The 24,694-nt window shown below is 60.9% G+C and carries 26 protein-coding genes and 4 pseudogenes; 11 read left to right on the forward strand and 19 right to left on the reverse strand.

Going from position 1 to position 24,694, the window contains the following annotated elements:
• Positions 1-183: 183 nt before the first annotated feature.
• From NKJ01_RS31760 to NKJ01_RS31820, 13 genes and pseudogenes are all read right to left on the reverse strand, one after another.
• Positions 184-1,191, reverse strand: a pseudogene (locus NKJ01_RS31760) (DUF932 domain-containing protein); the annotation flags it as partial.
• A pseudogene (locus NKJ01_RS31765) lies at positions 1,183-1,620 on the reverse strand (SOS response-associated peptidase family protein); the annotation flags it as partial. The pseudogenes NKJ01_RS31765 and NKJ01_RS31760, both read right to left, overlap by 9 nt.
• Positions 1,621-1,809: 189 nt before the next feature.
• Positions 1,810-2,781, reverse strand: coding sequence for an amino acid ABC transporter permease (locus NKJ01_RS31770; RefSeq protein WP_352734211.1), 972 nt, complete (start codon positions 2,779-2,781; stop codon positions 1,810-1,812).
• 19 nt (positions 2,782-2,800) lie between these two features.
• Positions 2,801-4,081, reverse strand: a complete 1,281-nt coding sequence (locus tag NKJ01_RS31775; RefSeq protein ID WP_352486983.1) for an NAD(P)/FAD-dependent oxidoreductase — start codon at positions 4,079-4,081, stop codon at positions 2,801-2,803.
• Positions 4,082-4,225: 144 nt separating this feature from the next.
• Complete coding sequence (locus NKJ01_RS31780) at positions 4,226-5,053, reverse strand: transporter substrate-binding domain-containing protein (RefSeq protein WP_031260982.1); 828 nt, start codon at positions 5,051-5,053, stop codon at positions 4,226-4,228.
• A gap of 307 nt (positions 5,054-5,360) precedes the next feature.
• Positions 5,361-6,779, reverse strand: a complete 1,419-nt coding sequence (locus tag NKJ01_RS31785; RefSeq protein ID WP_352734213.1) for an NAD(P)/FAD-dependent oxidoreductase — start codon at positions 6,777-6,779, stop codon at positions 5,361-5,363.
• Positions 6,776-7,642: a PfkB family carbohydrate kinase gene (locus tag NKJ01_RS31790; RefSeq protein WP_352486987.1), complete on the reverse strand. Its 867-nt coding sequence runs from the start codon at positions 7,640-7,642 to the stop codon at positions 6,776-6,778. Before NKJ01_RS31790 ends, NKJ01_RS31785 begins: the two co-directional genes overlap by 4 nt.
• Entirely contained in the window at positions 7,639-8,493 is an 855-nt protein-coding gene (locus tag NKJ01_RS31795) for a sugar phosphate isomerase/epimerase family protein (protein WP_352486989.1), read from the reverse strand. The genes NKJ01_RS31790 and NKJ01_RS31795 overlap by 4 nt, the downstream gene beginning before the upstream one ends.
• Before the next feature lie 21 nt (positions 8,494-8,514).
• Entirely contained in the window at positions 8,515-9,375 is an 861-nt protein-coding gene (locus tag NKJ01_RS31800; RefSeq protein WP_352486990.1) for a carbohydrate ABC transporter permease, read from the reverse strand.
• The gene (locus tag NKJ01_RS31805; RefSeq protein ID WP_031260983.1) at positions 9,372-10,334 is read right to left on the reverse strand and encodes a carbohydrate ABC transporter permease; all 963 of its coding nucleotides are present in this window, start codon (positions 10,332-10,334) and stop codon (positions 9,372-9,374) included. Before NKJ01_RS31805 ends, NKJ01_RS31800 begins: the two co-directional genes overlap by 4 nt.
• Positions 10,335-10,342: 8 nt before the next feature.
• Positions 10,343-11,665, reverse strand: a complete 1,323-nt coding sequence (locus NKJ01_RS31810) for an ABC transporter substrate-binding protein (RefSeq protein WP_352734216.1) — start codon at positions 11,663-11,665, stop codon at positions 10,343-10,345.
• A 28-nt stretch (positions 11,666-11,693) separates the two neighbouring features.
• On the reverse strand, positions 11,694-12,707 hold the full coding sequence (locus NKJ01_RS31815) for an SIS domain-containing protein (protein WP_023762014.1): 1,014 nt from the start codon (positions 12,705-12,707) through the stop codon (positions 11,694-11,696).
• Between the two features lie 192 nt (positions 12,708-12,899).
• Positions 12,900-13,901, reverse strand: a complete 1,002-nt coding sequence (locus NKJ01_RS31820; RefSeq protein ID WP_352734219.1) for a LacI family DNA-binding transcriptional regulator — start codon at positions 13,899-13,901, stop codon at positions 12,900-12,902.
• A gap of 540 nt (positions 13,902-14,441) precedes the next feature.
• On the opposite strand from NKJ01_RS31820, the gene NKJ01_RS36565 reads away from it, so the two are divergent.
• Positions 14,442-14,765 carry a hypothetical protein gene (locus NKJ01_RS36565; RefSeq protein WP_502905934.1) on the forward strand — a complete coding sequence of 108 codons (324 nt, stop codon included), beginning with the start codon at positions 14,442-14,444 and terminating at the stop codon, positions 14,763-14,765.
• Positions 14,744-15,331, forward strand: a pseudogene (locus NKJ01_RS31830) (SOS response-associated peptidase); the annotation flags it as partial. The gene NKJ01_RS36565 and the pseudogene NKJ01_RS31830, both read left to right, overlap by 22 nt.
• A gap of 29 nt (positions 15,332-15,360) precedes the next feature.
• Here the strand turns inward: NKJ01_RS31830 and ligD are convergent.
• Positions 15,361-16,353 carry a non-homologous end-joining DNA ligase gene (gene ligD / locus NKJ01_RS31835; RefSeq protein WP_352734221.1) on the reverse strand — a complete coding sequence of 331 codons (993 nt, stop codon included), beginning with the start codon at positions 16,351-16,353 and terminating at the stop codon, positions 15,361-15,363.
• A 510-nt stretch (positions 16,354-16,863) separates the two neighbouring features.
• A complete protein-coding gene (locus NKJ01_RS31840) occupies positions 16,864-17,040 on the reverse strand; it encodes a hypothetical protein (RefSeq protein ID WP_023762019.1) in 177 nt (58 codons plus the stop codon).
• Positions 17,041-17,153: 113 nt separating this feature from the next.
• Between NKJ01_RS31840 and NKJ01_RS31845 the strand changes: the two genes are divergently transcribed.
• The 5 genes and pseudogenes from NKJ01_RS31845 (at position 17,154) to NKJ01_RS31865 (ending at position 19,444) form a co-directional block, all read left to right on the forward strand.
• Positions 17,154-17,312: a hypothetical protein gene (locus tag NKJ01_RS31845; protein ID WP_156938615.1), complete on the forward strand. Its 159-nt coding sequence runs from the start codon at positions 17,154-17,156 to the stop codon at positions 17,310-17,312.
• A 393-nt stretch (positions 17,313-17,705) separates the two neighbouring features.
• A pseudogene (locus tag NKJ01_RS31850) lies at positions 17,706-17,951 on the forward strand (MFS transporter); the annotation flags it as partial.
• 100 nt (positions 17,952-18,051) lie between these two features.
• Positions 18,052-18,258 carry a hypothetical protein gene (locus tag NKJ01_RS31855; RefSeq protein ID WP_352734223.1) on the forward strand — a complete coding sequence of 69 codons (207 nt, stop codon included), beginning with the start codon at positions 18,052-18,054 and terminating at the stop codon, positions 18,256-18,258.
• A gap of 68 nt (positions 18,259-18,326) precedes the next feature.
• Positions 18,327-18,728: a hypothetical protein gene (locus NKJ01_RS31860; protein ID WP_352734225.1), complete on the forward strand. Its 402-nt coding sequence runs from the start codon at positions 18,327-18,329 to the stop codon at positions 18,726-18,728.
• Between the two features lie 128 nt (positions 18,729-18,856).
• Positions 18,857-19,444 carry an NADPH-dependent FMN reductase gene (locus NKJ01_RS31865; RefSeq protein ID WP_352734227.1) on the forward strand — a complete coding sequence of 196 codons (588 nt, stop codon included), beginning with the start codon at positions 18,857-18,859 and terminating at the stop codon, positions 19,442-19,444.
• A 143-nt stretch (positions 19,445-19,587) separates the two neighbouring features.
• Here the strand turns inward: NKJ01_RS31865 and NKJ01_RS31870 are convergent, their stop codons facing one another.
• The 3 genes from NKJ01_RS31870 to NKJ01_RS31880 form a co-directional block, all read right to left on the reverse strand.
• The gene (locus tag NKJ01_RS31870; RefSeq protein WP_352734229.1) at positions 19,588-19,944 is read right to left on the reverse strand and encodes a hypothetical protein; all 357 of its coding nucleotides are present in this window, start codon (positions 19,942-19,944) and stop codon (positions 19,588-19,590) included.
• A gap of 268 nt (positions 19,945-20,212) precedes the next feature.
• A complete protein-coding gene (locus NKJ01_RS31875) occupies positions 20,213-20,620 on the reverse strand; it encodes a hypothetical protein (RefSeq protein WP_352734231.1) in 408 nt (135 codons plus the stop codon).
• The gene (locus NKJ01_RS31880; RefSeq protein ID WP_352734233.1) at positions 20,617-20,799 is read right to left on the reverse strand and encodes a hypothetical protein; all 183 of its coding nucleotides are present in this window, start codon (positions 20,797-20,799) and stop codon (positions 20,617-20,619) included. The genes NKJ01_RS31875 and NKJ01_RS31880 overlap by 4 nt, the downstream gene beginning before the upstream one ends.
• A gap of 82 nt (positions 20,800-20,881) precedes the next feature.
• On the opposite strand from NKJ01_RS31880, the gene NKJ01_RS31885 reads away from it, so the two are divergent.
• Positions 20,882-21,088 (forward strand): helix-turn-helix domain-containing protein, encoded by a 207-nt coding sequence (locus NKJ01_RS31885; protein WP_031260989.1) that lies wholly within the window; start codon positions 20,882-20,884, stop codon positions 21,086-21,088.
• Positions 21,089-21,415: 327 nt separating this feature from the next.
• Positions 21,416-21,646 (forward strand): hypothetical protein, encoded by a 231-nt coding sequence (locus NKJ01_RS31890; RefSeq protein WP_352734235.1) that lies wholly within the window; start codon positions 21,416-21,418, stop codon positions 21,644-21,646.
• Between the two features lie 360 nt (positions 21,647-22,006).
• Here the strand turns inward: NKJ01_RS31890 and NKJ01_RS31895 are convergent, their stop codons facing one another.
• Entirely contained in the window at positions 22,007-22,900 is an 894-nt protein-coding gene (locus NKJ01_RS31895; protein ID WP_352734237.1) for a LysR family transcriptional regulator, read from the reverse strand.
• A 147-nt stretch (positions 22,901-23,047) separates the two neighbouring features.
• Between NKJ01_RS31895 and NKJ01_RS31900 the strand changes: the two genes are divergently transcribed.
• Both NKJ01_RS31900 and NKJ01_RS31905 read left to right on the forward strand, forming a co-directional pair.
• The gene (locus NKJ01_RS31900) at positions 23,048-24,238 is read left to right on the forward strand and encodes an MFS transporter (protein WP_352734239.1); all 1,191 of its coding nucleotides are present in this window, start codon (positions 23,048-23,050) and stop codon (positions 24,236-24,238) included.
• Positions 24,235-24,694: cyclophilin-like fold protein (locus NKJ01_RS31905; RefSeq protein ID WP_352734241.1), on the forward strand; the 460-nt coding region annotated here is incomplete at its 3' end. The genes NKJ01_RS31900 and NKJ01_RS31905, both read left to right, overlap by 4 nt.

Genomic DNA, 24,694 nt, shown 5'->3' on the forward strand with positions numbered 1-24,694 from the left:
TCGGGGCATCCTGTTTCCGTCGCTGCGTCACGCCGGTGGCACCAACCTGGTGATCTTTCCAGCCAACCTTGTCGACGGCGATCATATCGCGGTTCACGACCCTGATAACCGCCTGCCGCACGATCAGTCGTCCTGAAAGCGTGAGGCCAGCAACGAACGTTTTCGCTGCCGGCCTCCGCACGATCAGGAGGCGAAATCGAGAAGCTTCTTGGCTTTTCCCTCCATCTCCAATCGAACATCCTGATGCGACTTGTCGCGCGCGACCCGTGTGATGCCCTGCACGAAATCAAAAATCGATTCCGGTGGTCTGCCTTCCTCCATGAGAACAGTATCGATGATCTTCGTGGTCTCGGACTTGGAGAAGCCGCGCTTGCGCAGGAAGCCCTGGCGATCTTCGTCGTCTCTGGCAACGATCCGTTGCCGCGCCGTCTTGATGCCGTTGACGAATGGCATAGGCGAGGAATCGGCAAACTGGATCAGCGCCGGCTCGGCTTCCAGGGCGAAACGGGAGGCCGCGTATTTTGAGTGGCGGATGGTGATTTCCTCGAAATCTTCAACGCCCCATAAATTACGATTCTGGCACACTGCGCGTAGATAGAAGCTGGCAATCCGAGGGTGCGGGCTCCGACTTCGGAATTCCAGCAGTAGAAGCCGCGGAAATAAAGATCCGGTTCCCCATTCGGCAGCCGCCCGGCCTCGATCGGATTCAGGTCGTCGACAAGAAACACAAACACATCTCGGTCGGACGCATACAGCGTAGTCGTATCGTTGGAGATGTCGACGTTCGGGTTGTAAATTCCCGTTGACCAATCGAGGACTTCCGGCCCCTTCCAGCGCGTGTCCCCGGTGCCGTTGCCAGCGATCCTCTGCACGGCGTCGATCAGTTCTGAGTCAAGTATTCTGCCATAGTCCGGACCGGTTACGGCTCGCAACTCGAGGCGTCCATTGTCGATTTCCAGCGTCTTCACCTGCTCTGCTCGGTGGTTGAGCAGACCGTGCTGAAGGTTGATCGCCGCGAGCGGGGCTGGAAGCTGCCGCAGATAGGCGGCTGGTGCGCCGCCGGCGAGTTGGCCAAAACTCCAATGCGTGGGGGCAACCGGGGCACGCGCACCGGGCAGCATTAGCCTCAGGCGCTCGGGGATCGTCGCGACTGGCCTCGACGCGGATTAGCTCACTTTCGACGATGCGGGACGTGCCGGCCGGCAACGGCCGAAGCAGCTCTTCTTCCAAGCAGGTCCTGTCGAGCCAAGCCACCCGTTGATCGCGCCGCAGCCTGTCGGTCGTGGAAGGGCGCAACGTCGTCGTTCGCCTCGATCGTCAGCATGGCATAAGCCTCACGCCAGTCACGTGTCGCCGGGCGCCAGATGCCGGCGAAAAAGACCAGTCACCGTCGGCGAGCGAGAAGCTATAGGCCTTGCCCCTGCTCCGGTGCCGGAACGAGGCAACGGTGACTGGGAAACGTCCTGCCCTAGCGCGCATGACGGTGAACGGCCTGCCTCCAATTTTGCTGGGCTGAAGGCCCCAAGGCAACTCTGCCATCTCAACATCGCCGCCGTAGCGCCTTATGATAACGCGGCCTTCGTCGAGCGATGCGTCGGAATCGAAAACCATTGCACTCATCGTCGTTCGAACATAACAAGAACACGGTCGCGCTGCAATGCGATCAAACGGAGGACTGATGTGCAACGACTATCGTTTGACGGTGGACGTCGCCGAACGGCATGCTGTCGCGTACAATCTGCAGCTGCTCTCCGAAGTTGGCTGTTGCGGTGCTGTGCAACTCGCTTTGGCGAAAATCACGGATGACGATCAGCGCTTGAGTGAGCGCCCGAACCGGTCCTCAATCCGCGACTGCAGGAACTCGAGCCCCATCGAGAGCAGCCAATAGATCATCGAGGCGGTGATGAGCATCTCGATGTGGCGGAACTCGGTCTGGCCCTGCGTGCGTGCGAGATACATGATCTCCCAGACCCCGACCACCGAGACCAGCGAAGAATCCTTCAGCATCGCAATGAACTGGTTGCCGGTCGGCGGTACGATGACGCGCATCGCCTGCGGCAGGATGACCAGGAACATCGTCTGGTTAGCGCTGAGGCCGAGCGCCGTAGCACCCTCGGTCTGGCCGCGCGAGATGCTTTCGATGCCGGCACGGAAGATCTCGGTCATGTACGCGCCGTAGCAGAGCGACAGCGCCATGATGCCGGCCGGCACGGCGCCGATCACGTAGCCAATCTGCGGCAGGCCGAGATAGATGATGTAGATCTGCATCAGCAACGGCAAGCCACGAAACAGAGAGGTATAGAAGGTCGCCAAGCCATAGACCACGCCGTTGCGGGAAAGTTTGGCGATGGCGCCAACGAAGGCGATGAGGGTGGCGATGGCGATCGAAATGGCCGAAATGTAGAGGGTCGTCACCACGCCCTTCGAGACGAGGAAGCCGATCTTCTTGGCGATGAACGCGAAGGACAGGTCGAAAGAATAGAAAAACAGCATTAACAACACGAACAGCTCTACCCACACCGCCACAATCTGCTGTTTGCGGCTGAGATACCGCAGCGCGTTCCAGTTCGCCGCCACGATCAATGCGATCAGCACCGCCGAGACCGCCCGCCCGATCTCAGGGTTGGCGGCGAGACACTCGACTGTCCCCGGAACAAGCTTGCCGAGCCAACTGGCTTTGATGCCGAGCCCGTACAGGCCGGCGGCGATGGCGGCGAGCATGAAGAACACGCCAACGCGGCGCGCCGCGTCCGGGTGGTTGAGCAACAGTCGGCCGATCACGTCCTCGATCTCCTTATGGTCAGCGGGCGCGCTCGCGCCACCAATCCTGCGCCTGCAGCTTCCAGTAGGTAAGTTGCGCGACTGCAAGTCCCGCCGGGCCGCCTGCCCAGGCAAGCCCAAATGGTGCGAACAGCCGGTAGCGGTCCGATTCTCCCAGTATGGCCTCGGCGATCAGCTTGCCGGCGATCGCCGTGGTGTTGATGCCATGGCCGCCAAAAGCCGTGAGGTACCAGACGCCCGGCTGCAACGCGCCGATTTGGGGCATCAAGTGGCGGGCATAAGACATGAGCCCGGACCAGGCGAGTTCGGTCTTGAGCTTTTCGAGCTGCGGATAAGTTGTGACCATCTCGCGGCGCAATTGCCACGCCAACACGCCCGGTGAGGCCGCCCGCGTGGTGATGCGCCCGCCCCAGAGCAGCCGTTTGCCGTCTTCGAGAATGCGGTAATAATCGCCAGCGCGACGGTTGTCGCCAACGGCGTCGGTTGTCGTAATCGCCTTGGCGATCAGGTCAGGCGCCTCCTCGCTCACCATGACGTAAGTGGCGATCGGCAGGAACGCCCGCTTCAGCCTGCCGACCAGTGGCCCGGTATAGCCACCGGTGGCAAATACGGCCTGGCGGGCGCGCACGTGGCCGCCGTCGGTGCGCACGATCTTTTCCGCGCCGTCAAGGTTGGCTTCAACGGCCCCCGATCTCTCGTGGATCCTGCCGCCCAGCCGTTCGATCTCGCCCGCAATGGCGCGGAGATAGTTGAGCGGATGCATGTGGAAGGCGCTGGGGTCGCGCAAGCCTTGGTAGTAGCGCTCGGAATGCAGCACCGCTCGCACCTGGTCGCGCTCGAGATAGTCGAGCCGATAGTTGAAATCCCGCGCCAGTTGCTCGGCATATGCCTTGAGCGCGGCGCCGCCATCGTGGCGAAGCACGCTCAACATACCGGAGCGCGGCCCTGCCGCCTTGATGTCGAGATCGCGGATCGTCTGCCGCACGAAATCGACGCCTTCGATGGACAGGCGGTGCAGTCTTTGTGCCGCGTCCACGCCGGCCATCGCGGCGATGTTGTCGGTGCCTGTGGCGAAGCCGGGATTGACGAAGCCGCCATTGCGACCGGAAGCGCCGAAGCCGATGCGCTGCGCCTCAAGCACGACGACCTGCTGGCCGGCGCGAGCCAGCTGCAACGCCGTCGTCAGGCCTGCCAGTCCGCCGCCGATAACGACTGTTTCGCACTGCGAAACGCCGCTCAGCGGCGGTCTGATGGTGTTGTCGGCAAGCGTGCGTCGGTAATAAGTGTCAGGATATGTCATGATCGATATGATGAGATGGCGGCACTAGAGAATTTTGAAGCCGGGCGGAGCCGCCCGGTGTCGCAGAAATGCGGTTGAACAAAACAGATGGAGCGGGATGTTCAATTTGAATGCATCCCGCCCAAGCTTCGTCCACGACGCTCCTCAGTCGGCGCTGTAATCCTTGCCGTACCACTTGGTGGTCAGCTTCGTGAGGGTACCGTCCTTCTTCATCTCGTCGAGAATGCCGCCGATCTTGGCATTCCACTCGGCATCACCTTTTTCCGCGATCACCACCAGTGGCTCACGGAAAGCATAGCCGCCTTCCAGGATACGCAACGGGTAGCCGTTCTTTATCGCGTTCTGAGCTGTCTGTTCTGGTGCGATGACCGCGTTGAGGCGCACGCCGTCACCGAGCCTCAAATCGTCGAACGGCAGCATTGAGTCGGCGAAAGTCCTGATCTCACCGGGCTCCAGCTTGTATTCGATGGGCGGCAAGCCGGGAGCATCGATCTCAAGCTGTCTGCGCACGAAATCCTCCGACGTGGTGGCGGTCTCGACGCCGATGATCTTGCCGTTAAGGTCGGCGACCGATTTGGCCGGGCTGTCCTTGTGAACCACGTAAACGTAGGGGCTGTAATAATAGATGCCTTCGAAATCGATCACCTTGGCGCGCGCCTTGGTCGGCGTCACCGAGCCGACACCCAGATCGTAGCGCCCCTGCCAATGACCGCCCGTCATCGTCGCCCAGTCCGGCGTGTCGAAACTGACCTCGACACCGAGGCGCTTTCCGATCTCCTTCGAGACGTCGATGTCGAAGCCGACCAACTGATTGCTGTCGTCGAGGAAACTCTGCGGCGGCCAGCCGCTGTTTGTGGCGACCACCATTGCCTTCTTCGAGGTAACCCGGTCGATGGTTTCACCCGCCGACGCCGCAGACGCGAACGCTAGCGTGGTAGTGGCCAAGGCCAGCCACGCGATCAATTTCCTCACTTAAACCTCCCTCTTCATCGTTAGATATATGCGCCCTCTCCCATAGAGAAAGGGCTATTTGAGAGCGCAACATGAGATCGATCTCATATCAGACTAGGTACACATATCGACGAGGGGATCAAGTCCTTTTTCAGCGATTGGAAAGAAAACCCGGCCAGCTTTTATTTTGCCGGCAACGCGCCGACAATCGGCGGCTACAGCGACGCATCGGCGGCACTGTCGTGAAGTTTTCGGGACTTGCATCAAGGGCAGATCGGCCATCGTATCCTCCTTGGTGGCGTGAAGGACAAGACGCTCTGGACGTCGCTTATTTCTTGCGGTGGCCCGGCTTGAGCCCAGCCAGCAGATTGGTGATCCTGTCCGCCTTCCGGTTGCGGATCTCGGCCTCATTCTTGCGGCGCACCGCGCCGCGGACGAGCTTGGCGCCGAGATAGCGGAACGGCTCGGGCGGGAGCGACATCCGACGCTCGATGCCGACCAGCCCGCTGGCGCTCCAGCGATCGTTGCGCTCCAGCACGAGGCTGGCCAGTATCCGCCCGCCAATCGGCGTTTGCGCGATGCCGGTTCCGTTGAAGCCCATGCCGTAGAAGATGTTGGGATGGCCGCGCAGGTGATCGAAGACCGGAACGTGTTCGGGTACACAGTCGATGGGACCTGACCAGTCATACTCGACCCGCACGCCACGCAGCGCCGGATAGACTCTGTGCAGTTCCCGCACATTGTCACGGCCGTGCTCCGGGCTGCGGTTGAAGCTGGCGCCGAAGTTTCCGGCGAACGCCAAATTGCCGCTGCCTCGGCCGAAGACCACCCTGCCCGTGTTGGTGCGCTGGTAGTAGAGGACCTGTGCCTGTGAATCGCAGATTGAGGCACCGTCGCGCCAACCAATGCTGTTGAGCAGTTCGGGCACGGCGGCGGTTGCGACCACTTCGCTGTCGACGACGTAGAGATGACGGCGCAGTTCCGGCAGCGCTGAGAGCCATGCGTTCGCGGCAAGCACAACTTTCTCTGCCCGCACCTTGCCTTGCGCCGTTCGCAGCCTGCACGTCCTGCCGGATTCGATGTCGAGGACCGGGCTGCGCTCATGGATGATCACCCCGCGTGCCAAGGCAAGATTGCGCAATCCGATCGCCAGCTTGGCGGGATGAACCGTACCCGCATTGCTCTCTACGACCCCGACATAGGATGCGGATGAACCGGTCCGGCATTCTATGTCCTCGACCGTCAGCGGCCTGAAACGGTTCTCTCCGGCCGCTGCGGTCATCGCAACGGCGTTCTCCCAGGCGCCTTCCTGGGCAAATGAGCTCGCGGTCCACAGCCATCCATCTAACCGCAAATCCATGTCGATGATGCCGCTTTGCTGCAGCGCCTTCAGTTCCGCTATCGACGCCACCGTGTCGGCGCAGAGCTGTCGCGCTTCTTCGAGGCCGACGACGGCACTGATCTGATCGATTTCGGCGAACCAAGAGTGGACTTGGCCGCCGTTGCGTCCCGACGCCCCCGATCCGCACAGATCGGCTTCAAGCACGATGACCCGTGTTTCCGGCGCCAAATCACGGATGCGCAGCGCCGTCCACAGGCCGGTATAGCCCCCACCGACGATCACCACGTCGGCGCGCTCGTCGCCTCTCAACGGTGCGGTCGCGGTGTCGGCGCCGATGTCCTGAAGCCAGAAGGACCGGTCGCACGGAAGCGCCACCTTCGGCTGTCGCAGACGCAGTGTCGTCACGGCCGGGCTCCCTGGGCGTCGGCAATGAAGCTGGCATATTTGGCCGGCAGCCAATCTGGTATGGGACGCGGTCTCTGGGGAAACCCGCCGAGATGTGTGCAGGTCTGCGCAGCGGCGATTGAAGCCTCGTGCAATGCCTCCGAGGCGCGAAGGCCGTCGAAACGGAAGCCGGCGAGGAAAGTGGCGATAAAACTGTCGCCGGCCCCACACGTATCCACGACATCGACAAGCGTCGCCGGCGCATGCACTATGTCATTCGAGCCATCGTCAAAGTAGGATCCGCGACGGCCGCAGGTCAAAACCACTTGGCTCGCGCCGGCGGCCCTGAGCGCGGAGAGCAATGGCTCGATGGGGACATCGACATCGTCTGGGCCGGAGGCAAACAGCATCGGCACGCCGCCGAGCGGCAGTGCCAGATGTGCCGTCGATACATCAATGCTGAACGGCACACGATCCGCGACCATCCGGCGGACAAGGTCTCTGTTGGCATTGGTGCCGAGATGCACCCAGTCGGCTGCGGCGATGATCGCATAGTGCTCCGGCGACGGCATGTAGCTCTCACCGACCCCGAAGGATTCGTGCAGGAATTTGCGCTCCCCGGATTCGTCGCGAAGCAAGGTGACCGCGGTGTCGCCGGGGCGACGTTCGACGTCATCCGGCGAAAGGCCGACGCCTACCAATTCGGAAAGTACCATGTCACCCTCGGCATCCTCGCCGACAGCGCCAAAATACCGTGCCGTCCAGCCGTTGCGCCGCCATTGCGCGGCGACGTTCAGGGCGTTGCCACCGACGGTAAGCAGACCGCTGGCCAGGTAAGCGTCGAGGCAATTATCCCCGACAGCGACAAGCTTCTTCAACGTCATGCCAGCACCTTTGCGCGATTCAGGTACGGCTCGATAGCGTTGAGGCAGCGCGTCCAGGCCCCTATCGGATCCAGCGCGTAGCATCCATTGCCGAACGGCTCGAAGGTGATCTTGCCCGCGTATCCGGCGCTCGCCAATTCGCTCACAAAGCGGCCGAGCGGCAGTATGCCGTCGCCCCACACAAGATGTCCGCTCGGCGTGCCGTCGACGAGTTGGACATGCGCAAGCCGAGCGCCGAACAGGTCTACATAGCCGGCCACCGTGTCGCCGGCAGTGGCCATGGCAACCGTGTCCAGCACAACATCCATGTTGTCAGCGCCGAGTTGGTCGAGCATGCGGCGCAGGCCAGCAGCGTCATTGATGACGTTGGTCTCGAATCGTTGCAGTGGCTCCAGCAGGCACCGGACACCGTTTCGGCCGGCATGCGCGGCGATCATGGCAAGCCCCTCGAGGGCGTGATCCCATGCCACCTGCGGCGCCTCGTTCTCGTAGCCTCGCCCCGGAGTCAGGAACAGGTAACGGGCGCCCAGTGCCGCGCAGATGTCCGCCGCGCGGCAGAACCGCTCGATGCTGTCACGGCGCAGGTCCTCATCGCCTGAGGCAATGTTGATCGGATATAGAACCTGCTCTGGCGTGAAGCACCAAGTGGACAGGCCGCTGTCGGCGAGCACCCGACGAACGGATTCGACCCGTGTGTCGGTGGCGTGGAAGAGGTCGAGATGCTGGGCAATCCCCCACAATTCGATCTCCCTCATGCCGAAGTCGCGGATCGTCCTGGCAACCTCATCAAACGGAAAGTGCTGAAAGCTGAAATTGGCTCCGATCAGCTGATGGGCAGCAAGCTGCGGCATGAAGGCTCCTTTCGGGAATTGTTATTTGCCGATGCCTTCGGCCAAGCCACGGATGAAGTAGCGTTGCGCGGCAAAGAACACGACCACGATGGGCAGGGCCGAGATCGTCATGGCCGCGAAGACCACGGCATAGTTGGTTCCGTGCGTTGCCATGATCGACGTCAGTCCAACCGGCAACGTCTGCACATCGCTGCCGCTCGTGAAGATCATGGCGAAGAGATATTCGTTCCAGGCAAAAAGGACGTGCAGGATGACACACGAAATGATGATCGGCCGGCACAGCGGCAAGGTGATGCGCCAGAAGATCTGACCCTCGCTGGCGCCGTCCATCGTCGCCGCCTCGTCGATGTCTTCAGGCAGATCCAGCATGTAGGCACGGATCAGGAAGGTGGTGAACGGGACCCGGAACGCCGTGTAGAGAATGATCAGCGCCCAGTAGGTGTTATAGAGACCGAGCGCTTGCAACATTTTCACCAGTGGTATGATCGCCACGGTGGGGCTGAGCATCAAGCCGCCAAGAACGATGGCAATAACCAGAGGCTTTGCCGGCATCTTCGTGCGGGTCAGGCCGAAGGCCGTCCAGGCACTGATCAGCACCGTGCATATGGCCGAAGCGACGGTCACCAGCACCGAGACTGTCACATATCCACGAACCCCTTGGTTCCACGCCTGGACGTAATTGTTCCACGACCAATGGACAGGCAGAGCGAAGGGATCGCCGAAGATCTGCGCATTGTCCTTGAAGCCGCTCAGCGCCATCCAGATCAGCGGATAGATGACGATCACAGCGAGGCAGACCAGGAAGGAATAGAGCAAAGTCGTGGCGATGGCCGACCATACATTGACACGCCGGCTGCGACCGGCTGCGACCGTCGCACTCATAACTGCACCCGCCGTTGCTTCGTGTACCAGAGCTGTGCCGCGCCGGTGAGCATGGTGAGGACGAAGATGACGGCGGCAATCGCCGCGCCATAGCCGAAATTGTCCTCAATAAAAGCCTTTTGGTAGAGCCATGTGCCCAGCACCTGGCTGCTGTTGTTTGGCCCGCCCGCGGTCATGACCATGACCTCGTTAAACACCTGGAAGGCGCCGGTGATCGTGACAATGATCATCAGCCCCGTCATTTCCCGGGTCAGCGGAAAGGTGATGCTCCACAGCCGGCGCAGCGGACCGGCGCCATCGATCGTTGCGGCATCGTAAAGGTCGCGCGGGATCTTCTGGATGGCGATGGCAAACAAGAGCGTCGAGTAGCCAAATCCCTGCCATTGGCTCATGGCGATGATGGCATAGATGGCGGTGTGCTCGTTGCCGAGCCAGGGCATGACGAACTGGCTCAGACCAACGCGGCTGAGCGCGGCATCCAGCAAGCCGATCTGCGGCTGGTAAATGAAATAGAACAGCAGTCCGGTCACGGTGATCGAGATGGCCGACGGCACGAAATAGATGGCGCGCCACAGACGGCGCCAGCGTTCGCTCCTCAGGTCCTCGATGATGGCCGCCAGCAGGAACGCGCCGAAGACCTGGAAGATAACGGAAATGATGGCGTAGAGGCAGTTGTTCCACAGCGCCAGCAGCACGACCGGGTCATGCAGCAGCCGGTCGTAATTGGCAAGGCCGACATTGGTGACCTCGCCGGTATAGATGTCCTGGTCGGTGGTGCTGACGATGAAATTGTCGACGATCGGATAGTAAACGAACCAGCCGATGAGGATGAGTGCAATCGCCGCCCATCGCAACGACGACAGATTGGCGAAGCGGGCCCGCGGCCTGTTTGGCCGTTGCGGCCTGGCGACGCCGCGAAGCACGGCGCCGCTCTCCATTGTGTCCGAGGCCCTTGCCATGGTCTGCTTTATTTGACTGCGGATGCGGCCTTGCGCACCTCATCCATCACTTGTTCGGGCGTCATCGAGCCACCTGCCAGCGCCTGCAGGCTGGAGAGCCAGACGGCGGCGACGCGTGGCGGGTTGGCCGTGTCCAACCAGGGCATGAGATAGGAGGCCGCGTTGATGTCCTTGAGACCATCAACGACAGCAGCGCTCATGTTCTTTTCCGAGGCGCCGCCGATGGTGGCGCTCGGCTGGCCGTAGGGTGGCGCTGACAGGACCTGCGCGTTTTCCTTGGAGGTCGCGAACTTCATGAAATCGATCGCCAGCGGGATGTTTTTGGACGCCGCGTTGATCATGTAGCCCTCCGGCGCGCCCTCGATCGACTTGGGGTCACCCTTGGCCCCCTCCGGCACGGGCAGTCTGAAAAACCCGAAATCGGTGGGTTTGAGGGCCGAATCCGGCGTGGCGGCCTGATCGAACTCGATGATCTCCTGATAGTACATGGCCGACTGCGCGTTGGTGAAGGCCTGGAGAGCCGAGGCATAGGATGTGCCGTTGACGCCGGCGCCATCGGTGCAGCGCTCTACAAGCTGGCTGAACTGCTTGAGCGCTGCGACATAACCTGCATCGCTGTAATCGGCGGTGGCCGGGTCGAAGTCGCGTTCCAGTTTTGCCTGCGGCACGTTGTAGGCGAGCAACTGGCCCGCAAAGTGGATTGCCGGCCAGGCCTCCTTGTTGCCGAACGAAATCGGTGTCGCGCCAGACTTGCGAATGGCGTCGCAGCTGGTCAACAGTTCCTCGAAAGTGGCTGGCGCCTTGAGGCCGAGCTTGGCGAAGACCTGCTTGTTGTAGCCCATGAACTTGGCATCCTGGTAAAGCGGAATGCCATAGAACTTGCCATTGTATTCGAATGCCTTGACAGCGGCCGGAGAGAGCGTCTTGCCCCAGTCGGTGTCGGGGCTGATGACGGCACTCAGGTCAACGGCGCGATTGCCGCGCACGAAGTTGCCACCCCAGCTTCCTGTCCAGGAGAAGTAGATATCGGGCAGCGAGTTCGAAGCAACCAAGGTCTTCGTCTTGCCCTTCACGCTGTCGTCGCTCTCCTGGATGAGTTCGACCTTCACGCCCGGATGGAGCTTTTCATAGTCGTGCGCCAGATTGACGAAATAGGGCGACAGCTGCTGCAGTCCGAACTTGGTCAGGACCGACAGCGTGCCGCTATACTCGACCTTGGCGCTGGGGTCGGCCGCAACCGGCACTGAAGCGGCGAAACTGCCGACCATCGACAGCCCCAATGATGATACCGCGGCCAGTGTGACCGCCACGACTTGCAGCGAACGTTCCATTAGCAGCTCCTTCAGAGGTGAGAGTGGATCAGTATTCAACGCGTTTGTAGTAGCGACGTGTCGTCAGCGGGTGATTGCGCAGCACCTCGAGATGCGCGCTCAGCCGCTCGAGCAAGGTGGCAAGCAGGACCGGCGAGATCATGCTCCGCACCTGGGCGGAAATGCGCGGCAACTTGACCGAGGCCGCGTCGAGCGTACGAACACGGTCCGTGTAGCGTTTGGCAAAATTTTCGACCCGGTCGGCCAACGGGCGAAGCGCATCCTCGCCTTTGAACACGAAGACGCTGACGCCTGGCTCGACCAGTTCGAGCGTGCCATGAAAGAAGTCCGCGGCGTGCACAGGGCGGGTGCGGATCCACTGCATCTCTTCGAGGATGCACATGCCGTAGTAGTTGGCTTCGGGCCAAACCGATCCTGCGCCCGTGAAGATGTGATAGGTTTCGTCCTTGATCGTCCCCGCCAGTTCGGCGGCCTTGCCCTCGAACGCGGCTTTGGCATCGGCGAGCAGGCCCGGCAACAGCTTGAGCTCGGCGACGGTCGCATCGAAGCCGTCATATTCGCCACGTTCGGCCAGAAGCGCCAAGACGATCAGTAACGTCTGCAGGTAGAACGATTCCGATGATGTGTCGTCTTCGGCGAAATTCGTGAAGTTGTGGTCAGCTTCCCGCGCTATCGGCGAGTCCGAATGGCCCGTGAGCGAGATCGTGCGGACGCCCCGTTTTTTTAGGAAGGCCATGAGTTCGACGCCTTCCTTTGTCGTACCCGACAATGAAGGGATGACGACCACAGCCTTGCTGTCGAGACCGGCTGGCGGGTCAAGCACGACCTGTGCCGGATATGCCGCGCATACCGGGAAGGTGGAGTAACGCTGCGCCAATTCGATCGCCGGGAGCGTCAGGAGCTGCACGCCGCCGGTACCCATGAAAAACAGTCGCTCGACGCCCTCCGAAATCAGCGTGCGCATGAGCGAGCGCGCCTCGCCCGCGATGGCAACGGCCCCGCTCTGAATCCTTATGAAGCGATCTTTGTCGAAGTTCAGCATGTAGTTCTTCCTTGTACTCGGATGCGGTAGAGCCTCTATCCAGGCGCAAGGATCGAAGCGCCCGTCTCACCAGCCTTTGATCAGTCCCGGCCAATGTGAGATCGATCTCACATCCGGATAATGGCCATGCAATTCCGCGGTTGGCAAGCCCTTGCCGACAAAATTCTTGGTAACGGAGGAATCCCGGCGTTGTCAGCGCCTGCTGAATCGAGCAACCGAACCGCGCACGATCAGGCGCGTCGGGAACCGGATATGGCGAGGCGCGATCTTTTTGCCGGCCAACCGTTCCAGCAGAAGCTTGGCAGCCAGCGGCCCGATCTCCGAGATCGGCTGGGCCACCACGGTGATCTGGGGGTCGGTGAAGGTGGCGAGATTGAAGTCGTCGAAGCCCACCAATGACACGTCGTGGGGGATCGACAGGCCCATCGAGCGCAGACCGAGAAGTGCGCCCTGGGTCATCAGGCTGTCCACGGTGAACAGGGCCGTCGGGCGGTTGCGGCGGCTGAACAGGCGGATGGTTGCGTCGACGGCATGTTCGACGGTCGAGCGCGACACGCTGATCAGCGATTCGTCGAGCGCAATGCCATGCGATTGCAATGAATTCTGGTATCCGGCAAGACGTTCCTGCGCGGTGAAGATGCGCGACTCGTCGCGCAGCAGTCCGATCCGTTGATGGCCATTGGCGACGAGGTAGTCCACGGCCTCGCCCGCCCCGCCCTCATTGTCGACGACGACACTGTCGCAGTGCAGCTCTTTGACGACGCGGTCGATCAGCACGACCGGCGCGCCTTCACGCACCAGTTGGACGATGTGCTCGCTGTCGGTTGCGGAGGTTGGCGCTAGGATGAAGCCGCGGATGCTCAACGACCGCAGGCTTTCCAACAGCTCCTTTTCCTGTTCGACATTTTCCTCGCTGCTGGCAATCAGCAGGTTGTGGCGATGCTTGCGGAGCTCAACCTCGATGTCGTGGGCGATGCGTGCGAAGAACGGATTCTGGATATCGCCGGGCACGAAGCCGACGATCGGCAACTGACCGCTGCGCAGGGCCTGCGCCACGAGATTGGCCCGATAGCCCAGTTTTTCGGCGGCTTCCAGAACCCGCAGCGCGGTCTCGTCGCCGACATAACCGTAGCTGTTGAGCGCACGCGCCGCCGTGGCGCGCGACACATTGGCCGCGGCGGCAACGTCCTTCAAGGTGATCCCTTTCTGCGTCACGGCTACTTGTCCTCCTGCGACCCTGACATTGATCGCATCGTGCTTCCGGCTCTGCGTTGCATTTATCTTGTGCGGCATATCCGCGAATTCTCAAACTTCCAACGCAGCTTGTGCACGCTCTTTCCTCAAGCGTCCTATCATCGATTTTGGAAGAAGTGCTGAAACTGCGAACTCTGGCCGGTCGGCTCACCGGCGGCGCCTTATCCTGGCTCGAAAAACCAGACAAGGAGTGGGGGCTCGTCGAGCGAGTAGGGCGAGGTTTGGGAACGGAACCAATCCACAGAAATATTTTGTTGGTATCTTTGTTGGTACACGGTCGGCCGAGCACCAACCTAATAACCTGAGAAGAAAGTACAATTCTCTACGCTTCGAATCGGCCTCTGGTCGTTTCGTTGCTCCGGCTGTGTGGACGATTCTGGCGTTACAGCCAAGCCACCTAAATGGAGCAGGTCTATGGCTATCTGACCGGCCCTCGGGTTCCGCCACCGCGTCGAGGCCATCGTCGAAAAGTTCTCTGTTATGCAGGAGGACCTGGCCAAGGAACGCAACGCCACAACACGCCTGTGGGCCAAGCGGGAGATTCAAATACAAGGCGTAGTCGAGTCGACCGTCGACCGGCTACGGCCTGCCTCCAACTTCGCTGGGCTGAAGACCCCAAGGCAGCTCTGCCATCCCAAGATCGCTCCCGGAGCGCCTTATGATGAGACGGCGTTCATCGAGCGATGTGTGGAATCGAAAACCTTCGCGCTCATGTCCGCGCGAACAAAACAGGAACACGATCGCGGTGCGATGCGATCAGACGGAGGACCCACGGAGGACCGATGTGCAATGACTATCGATTGACCGTGGATGTCGCTTCGATCGTGGAGGACTTCGCCGACCTGAAGATCAAAATCCGCTTCGGCGAAGGAGCGCCGAACCTCGAGGCGCGCGAGGACATCAAGATCACGGACGTGGCGCCGATCATCAGGACGATCGAGGGCGTCCGAGGCGAAGGTGATATGATGCAACGTCGCTGGAGCTGGCCCGGACCAAACAGGCGGCCGGTCTATAATTTCCGTTCGGAGGGCCGAGAATTCACCTCCGGTCGCTGCCTGATCGTGGCGGACGGCTTCTACGAATTCACCGATCCCGAAGACCCCAAGAAGAAGCGCAAGGACAAGTGGCTCTTCACAAAGAAGGAGGAGCCGATCTTCTGCATCGCTGGCATCTGGCGTGAAACGCCTGAGGTCGGCGAGGCATTCACCATGCTGACGATGGAGCCAGGACCCGACATCGCGCCCTACCACGACCGGCAGATCGTCATCCTCGATCGCAGCGCGTGGGCGGATTGGCTCGACCCTTCGGTGTCGGCCAAGTCGCTGATCAAGCCTCTTTCACCCGGCACGCTGCAGGTAGAGCAAGTCGGATGGATGAACCGGTCGGCGACCGATGCCGATCAGGGATGGGGCACGGAACGCACCACCTGCCGGGCCGGCTTATCCTGCCGCTCACCTTGATACGAGACCTGACGCAGGAGATTGTCTTCAGTCCAGGTGAGATAGGTGACCTCGACCACCATTTCAGGCTTGACCCAATGGACGCGCGACAGCTCAAGCGGCGAGCCGAACCGGCTCTCACGTGGCGGTGGGACGTCGAGCGGCATTCGATCTACCTGAAGTGGTCCAAGCCGGCCAGCCAATCGCTTGAGCTCTGCAATCGTGATGCCTGTGCCGGCGCGGCCTGCGTACATCAGACGACCATCATAGGTGTAGTAGCCGAGAAGCAGCGAGCCGATATGGGGGCGGCTTCCAGTTGGATCGGTCCAGCCGACGACGATGAATTCCTCTCTGTTGAGACACTTTGACTTGACCCATAGCCCGCGATTGCCGGATGCATAGGCGCTGGCGATCCGCTTTGAGATAGCGCCCTCGAGTGCAAGCCGGCAGGCGTGCTTGCGGAACGCAGGCCCGTCGCCGATCACGTGATCGCTGAAACGCAGGCCAGGCATATCGGACGAAAACAGGCCCTCCAGTCGCGCCTTGCGATCTATCAGCGGCAGCTTCGCAATGCTTTCTCCGTTGAGAAACAGAAGGTCGAAAGCAAAGAAGACAAGATCGCCCGTGCGGCCTTCGACCATGCCGGCCTGCAGGCGGCTGAAGGAGGTGACGCCGTCTGCCCGAACGGCGCACAGCTCCCCGTCGACATATGCCTCTTTCACCGGGAGCGCGCGCAGGGCCGCTATCGTCGTTCGATAGCGATGCGACCAATCGAGGCCGGTGCGGGTAAGCAAGCGGATGTCGCTGCCGTCGATCCGCGCGTGCATGCGGTATCCGTCGTACTTGATTTCGTGAAGCCAGTTCGGGCCGTCGGGCGCTTCGTCGACCAGGCGCGTGAGCTGGGGCTCGATCCATTTCGGCGGATGCGTTTTGTTCGGCTTTGTGGGATTCACCGTCTTGCGCGCCAATTGAGATAAAGCGTCGTCATGCGGGCGAGACTACCACATGATAACCGCTGCAGCTTTATCGGAAATCCCGCGTTTTCACGTTGATGCGGTCGATGTGCTCGCAGGGATCTTATCCCGAATCGGAGACTATGCCGATCAAACTGCCTAAGCCGCGGGACTGCCGGTAGAAAACGCCGCCGCGGCTCGGCATAGTCACGATCTTCTGCGTCGAGTCTCCGTTCGGGTGGAAAGCGGAAGGGCAGCTTTCTGGATGCCACCGGCGATCCCCTGCAAGGCAACCAGGAGGGCGTTGCCGATCAGACACTCTCAAGTTTTGGCGCGAGAATAAAATCGAAACGGGCCCGGCCTAAGCCAGTGGTGGCGGCTCCCTCGAGCTGTAATGCCGTCCGCAATGTGCGGACGGTACTTTGATTGAATTAATCAAAGATTCGGAATTTTGGTTGCGCATGACGGGCATGCGGGTAGAGCAGAATAGCCGTCGCCGAAGGATTGCCCCTAGTCTTCCTTCAAAGCCTCTGCCTCGTCTTTAAGTTTCTGCCAGTCCGCGCCATGCTTGCGAAGCAGCGCTCTGGCCTGTTTCGGAGAGACGTCGGTCACCTCCGCCAGGTGCTCAACTTCCAGTTCTGCGCCCTTCACCACGCGGCTTGTGTCGTTCGTCTTCTTGGCGACCATATTCTGCGCTCCTCGCCCATCGATCACAGGCAACGAGCGCCGGTGAGCATTGTTCCGGACCTATGGAACTATCTGCCCCCCGCATTGGTTTCTCGATTGAAGGGAGGACGATCATGCTAAAATTTTTACTTGGTTTTAGCGCGCTCTGGGCGATGTTCCAAATCGGTAGGGAGTTCGGCAGAGCCGAGGCAGAAGTCATGTTGTCGCCTCCCGTCGATTACGATCGCCATCGATCGACAAAGAGCGATGCGGAATACGGCGATCCGACCTGACATTGTCATTCGCCGGCCGCAGGTCGGGGATCTGATGCCGTAGAATTCCGGCCGGCTGAGGCGACGAACCTGACCGGTGCCGCCGCCTATGGCGATGGTTGCTGATGTCATCTGCGCTCCACAATGTTCGCCGGAGAGGGGCCGCCTGAATGGCGAGAGCTTTCGAGCGTCCCTTGCCGCATATAGCCTCGCTCAGTGTCTGTTGCTTTGCGCCAATCCGGGACTCAGTGCGCTGATCGATATCTCGCAACCCCCGCTGCTGATGTCGAAGCCTTCTTCGCCTGGCTCTCGGAGCAAGGCGATCTCTTTTCGCTGATTGCTGAGATCGGCATTCGGTCCTTGAAAAGCTTTCGCACCTCGAGCTCGTATTGGTTCGGATGCTGGAGCGGATCCTGGGGCGCGGTTTCCTACGGCATCTACACGATGTCGATCATCGAGCTCGGCGAGCGCTTCACCGGCTCGACACTGGTCGCCGGCAATGCCGCCTTCTCGCTGATGTGGGGCGTTGGCGGCATTGCGGTGGCGCCGTTGGCGGGCACCGCCATGGATGTGCTGGGTGCCGGTGGGCTGCCGATCACGCTTGGCCTGATGTGTCTGGCGCTGGCGATCGCGAGCGTCGTTGGTCGAAGGTCAGCCTGATGCGATCGTGGGATGCCGCAGCCGGTCATCCCCTTGCCATCTCGAAATTGTCCATATGTCACAATCGGCATGACGTTCCTCAAGGTGCATCCGGCGCAGCATGTCCCCATGGTCGGTCGCGCGGCTCGCGGCGTGCTACGCCCAGCTTGGTCGGACAGCAGAGGCACAGGCAGCCGTGGCGGAGGTCCTGCGGCTGCAGCCCAATTTCTCGACGGTCGAATACATGCGCAAGAGCGTTTTCCTTGAACACGCCGACGACCGAGAGCTTCTCCGCGAAGGACTGACCAAGGCGGGATTGCCGGCGTGAGGGGCCGTGCCAGAGCAGTTGGTGGCTACCGTGGTAACGGTCGTTCCCTCGCGCAGCGTGTCCGACAGATGCGCCTGTTTCTCCTCATCGCTCTCCGCCCCGACCAACTGGCCGAATGCGCTCGGCAAATCGACCTCGCTCCCGGTGGGCCGTCAGGCCGTCATTTCGCTGCCCTGAGGTCCGTCGATGAAACTGAAGGATATGGCACCAAGAAGCAACGTCACACCGGGCTTGGCCTGATCGAGACGTACCCCGACCCCAACGAGAAGCGCAATCAGTTGGCCCGCCTGTCCGGAAGGGGTGAAGGGGTCCTCAACTCAATCGTTCATTTCATTGAGGAGGATCAGACCTTCGGACAGCAATACCGTGAGGTCGGTGCCTCCCATCCCGGAATGATCTGGCGGGATGGCGCCAAGCGCAATCGACGCTTGGGGATTGTGCCCGCTAATCCCATTAGTCCCCACCGCTAAAAGGCCGCCACAAGCGGCAAGCGCCCATAGGGCTGCAAACATTCGGGAACCGATGTCTGGTGCGTGCGTTCGAGCATGGGACTGCGCTGTCAGCCGCATACTGGCAGTCTCCCGAGGAGGTATCCCCCATGATCGCATACAATGTCGGTTATCTCATTGGCAGCCTTGCCAAGGGCTCACTCAATCGGAAGCTGGCCAAGGCGCTGGTGAATTTAGCGCCGGCCGAGCTCTCGATGACTGAAATCCCGTTCAAGGACCTACCGCTCTACAGCTACGACTACGACGCAAATTTTCCTCCGCCGGCAAGGGCCTTCAAGGATGCACTCGCCGGGGTCGAAGCCGTGTTGTTCGTCACACCGGAGTACAACCGCTCTATCCCAGGCGGATTGAAAAACGCGATCGACTGGGCGAGCCGTCCCTACGGTCAGAACTCGTTCACCCGAAAGCCGTCGGCTGTCATCGGCACTTCGCCGGGTTCGATCGGCACCGCGCTGGCGCAGCAGAGCCTTCGCGGCGTTCTTGGCTTCTGCAACTCCCCACAGATGAACTCGATCGAGGCCTACATCCAGTTTAAACCCAACCTGATCACCGACGAAGGTGAGGTCACCGACCCTACGACCGAGGAGTTCCTGCGCGACTACATGCTGCAATTCCACGGCTTCATTGCAAGGGTCTATACCGCCCTTCCCAGACCGGACCTAACGCCTGTCGAATAGGGGCTTGGCGTCCACAAGTCCCCGACACATGCCGTAGAACCCCGCCACCGTGAGGCAGCGGGCTCGTCGCGCCCCTGCGATTGGAATTCGTTTGGTTGCCAGTTCTTCGACTTTGTTTGGGCATATCCAGCGCAGCCTGATGATCACTTATAGAACCAGCGATCCTGACTAGGCCCAGTAGCGTTGAGGGTGAGACCCAATAGCAGACCTAATGCGGCGCCGAGAATGAAGGCGCTCGACACCGTACCCGGATTGTCTTCGACGGCACCGGAAACAGATTGAGCCCCAGTCCGGAGCGCCTGGGCTGTACGGCCAGCGCGATCGGCAGCGCTGTCAAACCAGCCTGTGGCTTCCTCGATGGCCTCTTCGGCGCGCTCTGCCAGCGTTCGATTGATCTTGTTGATTTCCCGCTTCAGCTGAGCGACCTGCTTCTCCAAGGCTTCCTGAGCTTCGCGCTGGGTCGGTCTCGGTGTCGCGGCTTCGTTTTGGTCGGCGGCCATTTTCAACCTCCCTTGATTGTCATGCTCAACGGCTGGCCGCTGCGTAAGGTTCCTGTCAGCGAAAAAAGCCCACCACCGTGAGGCAGCGGGCCACCAGTTGCCTTCGCGCTCAACTCAGGCGAGCTGGCAAGGCGCCTGATATCTGTGGCGATCGACAGGAACGCCGCGTTCGGATCGCCAAAATCCTCTAGTCCCAATATGTCGCTCACGCGAAGCTTTACCGTCACGCCTTCAAGGGTATGGGTAGGGACCGCGCAAATGCGCTTGCCTATTTCCCATTCCTCGTCGCAAATCGCGTTGAATGCTTCTTCGGCAGCGTCAACCCCGCCTTCGCGGTTGATCTCTTCCCATTTGGCGGTGCGGCATCCTGCAAGGCCTTGTTCTCGGCTTTCTGTTCTTCGATCTGCTTGGACCATGCGGCGTAGATGGCCGGCCTCTTGTTGTGCGCCATGTCTGCAATCGTCATGGCGTTGAACGCAGTCCTCACGTCTTCCGGCATGTCCGGCTCCTTCCACGTCGAAGGTCTCGGCGGGTAGAGCTTTTCGCATCGTCTACCAACCTTCCCGCATACCTTCGCCGCTCTTTCCCTCCGGGTGCGGGCTTGTTCCAGTTCCTTTTCGAGCCGGAACAGCTCGGTGTCTGCGCTTTCGAAGTGCGAATGATTGATCATGTTCATCGGATATTCCTTCTCTCCAGGAAACCCGCCGCTTCTGTCAGTCCAGATGATTCGGCTTTACGTGAGGTTACCGCTGCGATGGAGGCGGCACCGATACCGGCCAGGATGGTGCGGCGGGAAAATCTCCCGATGGCAGCGGGCATAGCTTCGCGGGCCGCCGGAACATAGGTGTTCGGCATTTGGAATTCCCCTTCAGTTGTGATACTTACACTTGTGAAAATAGCACAAGAGCGAAGAGTTGTGAAGCCTGCACAAGTGAGGATGGCTAGAGCCGCTTTGAATTGGTCGTTGGCCGACCTGTCAAAGGCCGCCGGAGTTCATCGCAACACCATCTCAAATTTCGAGACAGGCAAGTATGGCGGTTCGGAGGATGCCTTGGCTGCAATCGAGCGCGCCCTCGAATCTGCCGGCATCGAGTTCATCGCCGAGAATGGCGGCGGCGCCGGGGTGAGGCTGCAGAAGCCCTGAGATCCCGAGTGGAGCCGGCTTGCGCGTGCGCGCCAGTTGCGCGATTGTCCATCGCAGGGATGGGAGGCTTTCCTTTGAATAGGTGGCTTTTGTGGCCTCAACTGCTGCTATCGCGGCAGTTGCGACGTTCTTTGTGCTTAACAGTGACTACAACCCGTTCGTGCCCCAATGACCCGAGCTTGCGAAGCAGTCCTAAAGAAACGACTTCTCGCGCCAGCCGGCTATAAGCGGGTAGAGACTTCGGAAAATTCCGAACCCATACCTTTGGAAGACTACTTAAAGGACCGCGACGCCACCACCGAATCAGATCGGGTTCTATGGACCAGGATGTACAGCGACGACTCCGGTCGCAAAAATCCGCCGACAAAGTTCACGCTCTTCATCGCTATGACGGCCCCAACGCCTATGGAACGCCGGTTCGTGGCCTTTCAATGTGCGAACACCGATCCCTCTCAGCCAAGCAAAGCCGGCGCAGCATGGTATTCGGTGATTGTCGATAACTTCACGCAGACTGGTTGGTTAAGAGAGCAAATACTCAAGGGCAACGTGCAGAAGTGATTCCGCTCTACATCGCCGCAATCGGTGTCGTGATGCTCGCTGGCGCGGTCTGGCGCTATAGGCAGCGTGACATGCTAGGGATGTCCGTCTGCCTCCTGATGGCAGCGTTCGCGGTTTTGTTGCTGGTGCTTCCGGCGAGGCCCTAACGTCGCTTCGGCTTCGGCGTGATCTCTTCCACCCGGGCGTTCACGCCGTCCTGCACCATTGCCTGCTCAAGAGCGATCGGGAATGCCGTCTTCCACGCGACCGGCAAACGCATTCGAAGCCTTCCAATCACGCTGGAAAAGCTCGCTTGATGCGCCTCTGGTGACCCTTGCTGCGCGAATAGGCGAGCATTCAAAGAGTACGCTTCTAAAGGGGTCAGATACGATGGCGGAGCGCCTCCACGATCACCGCCATCGCAGGCGAGAGCTGTCGCCTGCTCGGGTAGTAGAGGTGATAGCCCGCAAATGGCGGACTCCAGTCGTCAAGCACGAGCCTAAGGCATCCCTTGGCGATGTGGTGGCTGACGAGGTTTTCCGGGACATAGGCGATCCCGAAACCGCTTATCGCAGCCTCGATCATGGGAATGGACGAATTGAAGGTGAGTTGGCCTTCCACCCGCACACGAAGGTCGCGGCCATCCCTGGCGAATTCCCAGACATATAATCCGCCGAACGTTGCCTGCCGCATATTAATGCAGTCATGATCGACCAGATCCTGGGGTGCGGTCGGAACCGGATGGCGGGAAAAGTACTCCGGCGAAGCCACGGCCACGAGCCTCCAATCCGGCCCGATCCTCACTGCGATCATATCCCTGTCGATGCTCTCACCAAGCCGCACGCCTGCGTCGAAGCGCTCCTCCACAATGTTCTTCATGCCGTTGTCGCTGTAGAGCTCGACGCGCACGTCAGGATAGTCGCTGAGCAAGGGCTGCAGCTTCGGCCAGACGGTCGTCTGGAGCGCATGGTCGGACAGCGTGATACGGACCGTTCCAGAGGGCTTGTCGCGAAAGGCCACCAGGCTTGCAAGGTCGGCTTCGATTTCCTCGAAGCGGGGAACAAGAGATTGGAAAAGTCGCTCGCCGGCCTCGGTCGGAGCGACGCTCCGCGTTGTCCGTGTCAGCAGGCGGACGCCAAGGCGAGCTTCAAGCTCCTTGATTGTAGAGCTCAGGGTCGACTGCGAGGTTCCGAGCTTGGCCGCCGCCTTGGTGAAGCTGCGCTCCCGGGCGACCGCCACGAACCAGAGCAGATCCTTCATGCCATCGCGCTGCATAGGGCACCTCCCGTCTGACACTTATATCACAAGCAGATAAGTCCATGCGAATTACTCAGTCTAATAGAATGGCTCCCTCTGCAATATCTTCTGGCATGGCGACGGGGATTGGCGATCCGCCCCAGTCGCCTTGCAAGGATGCCAATTATGGAAACGACGTATGACACAAGGCTTGTCGAAGACCGCGCCGCATGGGGCGCGGTGTTGTCGATGGCGCTGTGTGTTTTCGTGCTCATCGCGTCGGAATTCATGCCGGTCAGCCTGCTGTCGCCGCTAGCGGCCGATCTCGGCATCACCGAGGGCCGCACGGGACAGGCGATCTCGATTTCGGGCGTTTTCGCCGTCGGGACCAGCCTGCTGGTCGCCGGCCTCACGCGCCGGATCGACCGCCGACTGGTCGTGACCGGCTTCACCCTCCTCCTCATCGTGTCGGGGCTGGCTGTCACCTTCGCGCCGAGCTACGCGTTCCTCATGGTCGGCCGGGCGCTGCTCGGCATCGCGATCGGCGGGTTCTGGTCGATGTCGACGGCGATCGTCATGCGCCTCGTGCCGCAAGACATGGTTTCGAAGGGTCTCGCTATGCTAAACGCTGGCAATGCCATTGCGGCCACCATCGCCGCGCCGCTGGGCAGTTTTCTTGGCGCCTATGTCGGCTGGCGCGGCGCTTTCTTCCTCGTCGTGCCGTTTGGGCTCGTAGCGCTGGTCTGGCAGTGGATAAGCCTGCCGGCGCTGCCCCCGCGCCGGAGGAAGCGTCCAGGCAATCCGCTGGCGCTGCTCGGCCGTCTTCCTGTCGCCACCGGCATGGCGTCGATCATGATGCTGTTCATGGGCCAGTTCGCGCTCTTCACCTATCTGCGGCCCTTCCTCGAGAGCGTCACCCGGCTCGACATCGCCGAGCTTTCGGCGATCCTGCTGGCGATGGGGCTGGCCGGGGTGCTCGGCACCCTCTGCATAGGCCGGCTTTTGCGCACGCGCCTGTTTAGCGTCCTCATCGTCATCCCGCTGGTCATGGCCGCGCTGGCCGTAGCGCTCATCGCCTTCGGTACGATGCCAATTCCTACAGCGCCGCTGCTCGTCGCCTGGGGCTTCTTCGGCACGGCCGCGCCCGTTGGCTGGGGCACCTGGCTCAGCCGCACGTTGCCGGACGACGCGGAGGCCGGCGGCGGGCTGCAGGTAGCCGTCATCCAGCTCGCCATTACAGGCGGCGCCGCGATCGGCGGCACGCTCTTCGATGCGGTCGGCTGGTGGGGAGCGTTCGCTCTAGGCGCGGTGCTGCTCTGCGGATCGGCGCTCGCCGCCTTTGCCGCATCGCATATGGCCCGGAGGTCTTTGCCATGACCATGGAGCGTGCGCCGCTCAGCCGCCGCACATTGCTCGGCGCCGCGCTCGCGGTGGCGGCCCTGCCTCGCGCAGCCGCCAGCCAAGAAGGCGAAGCCCCAGTCAGCCAGGAGCCAACTGACATGAAGATCAGGATGATTTTCAACGGCCGTACCATGACCGCCACGCTCTACGACAATCTGTCGGCGCGGGATTTCTTTTCCATGCTGCCGCTCGATCTCAAGATCGAGGACTACGCGCATAACGAGAAGATCGCCTATCTGCCGCACAAGCTGACGGAGAAGGGAAGTGGTCCGTTCGCCAACGAGCAGCCCTACGACCTCTGCTATTTCATGCCTTGGGGCAACCTGGCCATGTTCTACGCCGACTACCGCCATCCCGGGCTGATCAGGCTCGGCCGCTTCGATGAGGGCGAGCAGGCCCTGCACATTCGCGGCGAGTTCCCGCTTCGCATCG

It is taken from the genome of Mesorhizobium sp. M0276 (genome assembly GCF_040321755.1).
In the GTDB taxonomy this organism is placed as follows: Bacteria; Pseudomonadota; Alphaproteobacteria; order Rhizobiales; family Rhizobiaceae; genus Mesorhizobium.

What these genes read in the sequence shown, in the direction of transcription:
- NKJ01_RS31815 (WP_023762014.1), bottom strand. Translation starts at nt 12,707, where the DNA reads ATGCTGAACTTCGACAAAGATCGCTTCATAAGGATTCAGAGCGGGGCC.
- NKJ01_RS31855 (WP_352734223.1), top strand. Translation starts at nt 18,052, where the DNA reads ATGTCCCCATGGTCGGTCGCGCGGCTCGCGGCGTGCTACGCCCAGCTT.
- NKJ01_RS31880 (WP_352734233.1), bottom strand. Translation starts at nt 20,799, where the DNA reads ATGCCGAACACCTATGTTCCGGCGGCCCGCGAAGCTATGCCCGCTGCC.
- NKJ01_RS31810 (WP_352734216.1), bottom strand. Translation starts at nt 11,665, where the DNA reads ATGGAACGTTCGCTGCAAGTCGTGGCGGTCACACTGGCCGCGGTATCA.
- NKJ01_RS31775 (WP_352486983.1), bottom strand. Translation starts at nt 4,081, where the DNA reads ATGACATATCCTGACACTTATTACCGACGCACGCTTGCCGACAACACC.
- NKJ01_RS31840 (WP_023762019.1), bottom strand. Translation starts at nt 17,040, where the DNA reads ATGGTCGCCAAGAAGACGAACGACACAAGCCGCGTGGTGAAGGGCGCA.
- NKJ01_RS31865 (WP_352734227.1), top strand. Translation starts at nt 18,857, where the DNA reads ATGATCGCATACAATGTCGGTTATCTCATTGGCAGCCTTGCCAAGGGC.
- NKJ01_RS31895 (WP_352734237.1), bottom strand. Translation starts at nt 22,900, where the DNA reads ATGCAGCGCGATGGCATGAAGGATCTGCTCTGGTTCGTGGCGGTCGCC.
- NKJ01_RS31900 (WP_352734239.1), top strand. Translation starts at nt 23,048, where the DNA reads ATGGAAACGACGTATGACACAAGGCTTGTCGAAGACCGCGCCGCATGG.
- NKJ01_RS36565 (WP_502905934.1), top strand. Translation starts at nt 14,442, where the DNA reads ATGCAGGAGGACCTGGCCAAGGAACGCAACGCCACAACACGCCTGTGG.
- NKJ01_RS31795 (WP_352486989.1), bottom strand. Translation starts at nt 8,493, where the DNA reads ATGCCGCAGCTTGCTGCCCATCAGCTGATCGGAGCCAATTTCAGCTTT.
- NKJ01_RS31885 (WP_031260989.1), top strand. Translation starts at nt 20,882, where the DNA reads ATGGCTAGAGCCGCTTTGAATTGGTCGTTGGCCGACCTGTCAAAGGCC.
- NKJ01_RS31870 (WP_352734229.1), bottom strand. Translation starts at nt 19,944, where the DNA reads ATGGCCGCCGACCAAAACGAAGCCGCGACACCGAGACCGACCCAGCGC.
- NKJ01_RS31805 (WP_031260983.1), bottom strand. Translation starts at nt 10,334, where the DNA reads ATGGCAAGGGCCTCGGACACAATGGAGAGCGGCGCCGTGCTTCGCGGC.
- NKJ01_RS31860 (WP_352734225.1), top strand. Translation starts at nt 18,327, where the DNA reads ATGCGCCTGTTTCTCCTCATCGCTCTCCGCCCCGACCAACTGGCCGAA.
- NKJ01_RS31875 (WP_352734231.1), bottom strand. Translation starts at nt 20,620, where the DNA reads ATGAACATGATCAATCATTCGCACTTCGAAAGCGCAGACACCGAGCTG.
- NKJ01_RS31890 (WP_352734235.1), top strand. Translation starts at nt 21,416, where the DNA reads ATGTACAGCGACGACTCCGGTCGCAAAAATCCGCCGACAAAGTTCACG.
- NKJ01_RS31845 (WP_156938615.1), top strand. Translation starts at nt 17,154, where the DNA reads ATGCTAAAATTTTTACTTGGTTTTAGCGCGCTCTGGGCGATGTTCCAA.
- NKJ01_RS31800 (WP_352486990.1), bottom strand. Translation starts at nt 9,375, where the DNA reads ATGAGTGCGACGGTCGCAGCCGGTCGCAGCCGGCGTGTCAATGTATGG.
- NKJ01_RS31790 (WP_352486987.1), bottom strand. Translation starts at nt 7,642, where the DNA reads ATGACGTTGAAGAAGCTTGTCGCTGTCGGGGATAATTGCCTCGACGCT.